Source organism: Bacillus sp. JJ1521, assembly GCF_036965165.1.
GTDB lineage: Bacteria > Bacillota > Bacilli > Bacillales > Bacillaceae_L > Ferdinandcohnia.
Window position 1 is genome coordinate 4,937 of the sequence record NZ_JBALOX010000203.1, and the last position, 4,450, is coordinate 9,386.

The following is a 4,450-nucleotide window of genomic DNA, read 5'->3' on the forward strand; positions in this document are numbered from 1 at the left end:
GAAGGAGCCCTTTATGATTTAGATCTGGAAGGACAGCTTTTAATTACAGGTCGCCAGGATCAAGTGGAAATGGCGAAAATGGGTAGGCATTATCGCTTGTCCTTTAAAGATAAGACAATCGACCCAATCCAAGCTTATATTGATTTAAAAATTGACCTGGATAACCTAATAACAGACCTTAGAAGGACAGATGAAAGAAATCCAGGTTGTCACCTAGAAATAGGGTTTATTTTTAAATTGGAGTCATTGGACGCTTGTCCCACAATTGAACAGGTACTAACCACCATTTGGGGCGACACTCGAGAAATCCAACAGGAAATTTCGTATCAATACGGTTCGGGAAATCATTATACAAACAATAGTAAAATTATTTTCCACCGATTAATACATGAAGACAATATCGATGACTTACTCGAAATGATTGACTATATTATTGATTCCATTCATCAATTACAGACAGCAATAAAATAAGGGGCAATTCGCCTCTTTTTTCATGCATAACTATTTAATTTTTCTGATAATTCTATATTACTTTGTGATATAGTAAGGGCATATATAGTAAAATAGTAATAAAGACATATAAGGGGGCGGTTCCGTGGGAAAAATCGCATGGGTTACAGATAGCACGGGATTTTTAGATAAGGAGCTTTTAAATCATGAGGATATTTACGTCATTCCGATGACAATCTTTTTTGATGAGGAAGAATACCTTGATGGGGTAACGATTACACCGGCTCAGTTTTTTGAAAGGTTAAAAACGGCTAAGACGATTCCTAAGACGTCGCAGCCTTCCATTGGAAGTTTTGTGGAACTATATAATAGTCTGGAAGAAAAATATGATGAGATTATCTCTGTTCATATCTCTGAAAAATTAAGTGGCACCGTTTCGTCTGCTAGACAAGCAGCAGAATTGGTTAATATTCCTGTAACGGTCATTGATTCAAAAATCCTAACCTATCCGATGACAAAATTAATGAAGGAAGGGATGAAGCTTGTCGAGGATGGCGGGACATCGGTAGACGTTGTACAGCATATTACCGAATTATCCGAAAACCTAGAAACGTATGTGATCATCGGCAGTTTAGAACAATTGCACCGAAGTGGACGAATGAACACTGCTCAATACTATCTTGGCAGCATGCTACAAATAAAGCCAGTTATACAGATTATTGACGGTGCTCTATCAGTAAAAGAAAAGGTGCGCTCTGAAAATAAAGCAACAAGTAAAATACTTGGTTATTTGAAGGAATCGATCGAGAAAAACCAAATTGATGAGGTTTATATTTTATATGGCTTGGACGATTCGAAGACAAAGGAATGGGAACAGCTAATTAGAGAATTTGCACCCGACACCATATCGATTAAAGCGTGCCCTCTTGGAGTGGCGATAGGTGTCCATGCTGGTGAAAATACGATCGGTATCAGTTGGATGAATAAATAGACTATTTAACAAGCACATATTGCACCTCGTTTTGAGATAGGGGAGCAATGGCTGCGATCTTATATCCTATGCTTAAGAATTGGGAGATTGCTTCCGCACAATTTGGATTTGGTGGTTCAGTAGGAGCATGGAGGCTCTTGTGAAGCTGTAGAAATTGATTGGTGACGGGATTACAAGTAATCAGTACGACATGACGTCCAAACCATGCAGTTCCAATTTCCCGATTTATATCATTTGGATAATACATATTTGTTTTACCACCTTTCATCTAAAGCCGGAGTTGATCTGGCTTTTTTATTTTATGCACGTAACTATCAGTTCGATACAGTTCAGTTATGGTTGTAATATGGTACAATGGTTACGATATTGATGTCGGCGGAGGGTAATATGGAGCAACAAAAAATAATCGAAGCAACAATTACTTTTGTAAAAAATATTTTGCAACATGATAGCAGTGGCCATGACTGGTGGCATATTGAACGTGTCAGAAAGGCTGCCATCCAAATTGGAGAAAAAGAAAAAGCCAATTTATTTATCATTGAAATGGCGGCATTATTACATGATGTGGCAGATGAAAAATTAAATAAAACGGAAGAAGAAGGTCTTATGAAAGTGAGCGATTGGCTAACTTCCATACATTTACCTGATTCTGAACAAGAAATGATTCTCGAAATTATTTCAACAATGTCGTTTAAGGGTGGAAACAGACCTCCAATGAAAACAATAGAGGGACAGGTTGTACAGGATGCGGATCGTTTGGATGCAATAGGCGCCATTGGTATTGCAAGAACCTTTGCCTATGCGGGCGCACATGGTGATTTAATGTATGACCCAAACCTACCTTACCGTGAAAGTATGACAAAGGAAGAATACCGAAACGGCAAATCCACAGCAGTCAATCACTTTTATGAAAAATTATTAAAATTAAAAGATACACTAAATACAAACGCAGCAAAGGAAGTAGCACAGGAACGACACGACTTTATGTTAGCGTTTCTTGATCAATTTTATAAAGAATGGAATGGACAGTTATGAGGCTCTTAACGGTTGAAAATCTATCAAAAAGCTATGCTGAAAAAACGTTATTTGAGGACATCTCCTTTAGTATTACGGATAATGAACGGATAGGCATTATCGGTGTGAATGGTACCGGAAAATCAACTCTTTTAAAAATCATTGCGGGTGTGGAAGAGGCAGACCATGGAGAAATCACGCATTCAAAGGGATATACAATTAGCTATTTACCGCAGCAACCTGAATTTACTAAAGGAAATACTGTGCTCGATCAAGTCTTTCAGGGCAATACACCACTCCTTCGAATTTTAAAAGAGTACGAGGAAGCGATGATTCGAATCGAAAAAGATTCGATGAACGTAGCGAATCAGGAGAAGTTATATGACCTGCAACAAAAAATGGATGCTGCAAATGCATGGGAAGCCAATTCAAACGCAAAGGCTGTATTATCAAAGCTTGGGATTACAGATTTTTCTCAAGATGTGATGGAACTGTCTGGTGGACAAAAGAAGCGTGTGGCCCTTGCGCAAAGTCTAATTGAGGTTCCAGACTTACTGATTCTTGATGAACCTACGAACCACTTAGATTATGATACTATCCAGTGGCTTGAGGATTATCTAGGCAAATACAATGGGGCTCTACTTGTTGTCACCCACGATCGTTACTTTTTAGACAGAGTTACAAATCGAATTATTGAGCTTGATGAAGGTAAACTTTATTCCTATACCGGTAACTATAGCAGCTTTTTAGAGGCAAAAGCGCTTCGAATTGAACAGGAGCAGGCTTCTGAATCAAAGCGTCAAAATCTTTATCGACGTGAGCTTGCCTGGATTCGTCGGGGTGCCAAGGCAAGAACTACAAAGCAAAAGGCCCGGATCCAACGTTTTGAAGAGATCGAAAATGCGAAAAAAACAGTGAACACAGAATCACTTGATATTTCTGTTGGTGGCAGTAGGCTTGGTAAAAAGGTTATCGAATTAAAGGATGTTTCAAAAAGCTTTGCTGAAGTGAAAATTTTAGAGGATGTAAATTTGCTTATTAAACCAGGTGACCGAATTGGAATTGTCGGTCGAAACGGAAGCGGAAAATCCACATTATTAAATATCATTGCGGGCAAAATTCCTGTTGATACGGGCGAAATTGAAATTGGACAAACGGTTAAGCTTGCTTATTACACTCAAGAAAGTATGGATATGGACCTAAATAAGCGGATGATTGAGTATATCAAGGAAACTGCTGAAATGATTCATACTTTGGATGGAAAGATGATATCAGCAGCTCAAATGCTTGAGCGCTTTTTATTCCCAATGCATACCCATGGTACACCGATTCGAAAGTTATCTGGTGGGGAACGAAGACGGTTGTATTTATTGAAAATCATTATGGGAGAACCGAATGTATTATTATTGGATGAGCCGACAAATGATTTGGATACCCAAACTTTAACCGTGTTAGAGGATTATTTAGAGGACTTTCCAGGTGTTGTCATCACTGTCTCCCATGATCGATACTTCTTGGATAAGGTTACAGATCAGCTCTTGATTTTTGAAGAGGGGCATCAAATAACAACGTATTTCGGAGATTACTCAGATTACCTTGAGAAAAATTCAGTGGAAGCTGCACAAGCCGTACAAAAAGTAAAAGTCGAAAAGGCATCGTCTCAGGATACACCTAAGCCAAAGAAAAAGAAGCTTTCCTATAAGGATCAGCTAGAATGGGATGAAATTGAAGGGAAAATCGAAGCCCAAGAAGAGAAGGTTGCTGCACTTGTTAAAGAAATTGAAGCAGCCGGAAGTAACTACCAGAAGGCCCAGCAAGCTATGGATGACCATGCAAGGGAATCTGAGGTGCTTGACCAATTAATGGAAAGATGGGCAGAGTTATCTGAACTCATAAGCGAATAAGAGAAGGGCCCGGCATAAGACCGGGCTCTATTTAATCAAATGCGCCTTGGTGTATTTTCGCCCGATTTTTAGGTCCACAGGATGTGGGTCA

At 39.0% G+C, this 4,450-nt stretch carries 5 protein-coding genes; 4 read left to right on the plus strand and 1 reads right to left on the minus strand.

The features are described from left to right. Both V7147_RS21830 and V7147_RS21835 read left to right on the plus strand, forming a co-directional pair. Positions 1-471, plus strand: a 471-nt coding sequence (locus tag V7147_RS21830; RefSeq protein ID WP_335369915.1) for a hypothetical protein, incomplete at its 5' end; no start/stop codon positions are given. Positions 472-595: 124 nt separating this feature from the next. Next, positions 596-1,441, plus strand: coding sequence for a DegV family protein (locus tag V7147_RS21835; RefSeq protein ID WP_335369916.1), 846 nt, complete (start codon positions 596-598; stop codon positions 1,439-1,441). A gap of 1 nt (position 1,442) precedes the next feature. On the opposite strand, the gene V7147_RS21840 is transcribed toward V7147_RS21835, so the two are convergent. Then, complete coding sequence (locus tag V7147_RS21840; RefSeq protein ID WP_335369917.1) at positions 1,443-1,688, minus strand: hypothetical protein; 246 nt, start codon at positions 1,686-1,688, stop codon at positions 1,443-1,445. Between the two features lie 140 nt (positions 1,689-1,828). On the opposite strand from V7147_RS21840, the gene V7147_RS21845 reads away from it, so the two are divergent. Together V7147_RS21845 and V7147_RS21850 are read left to right on the plus strand one after the other, a co-directional pair. Next, positions 1,829-2,476 carry an HD domain-containing protein gene (locus V7147_RS21845; RefSeq protein WP_335369918.1) on the plus strand — a complete coding sequence of 216 codons (648 nt, stop codon included), beginning with the start codon at positions 1,829-1,831 and terminating at the stop codon, positions 2,474-2,476. Beyond that, positions 2,473-4,359, plus strand: a complete 1,887-nt coding sequence (locus V7147_RS21850; RefSeq protein WP_335369919.1) for an ABC-F family ATP-binding cassette domain-containing protein — start codon at positions 2,473-2,475, stop codon at positions 4,357-4,359. The genes V7147_RS21845 and V7147_RS21850 overlap by 4 nt, the downstream gene beginning before the upstream one ends. The last annotated feature ends 91 nt before the right edge of the window (positions 4,360-4,450 follow it).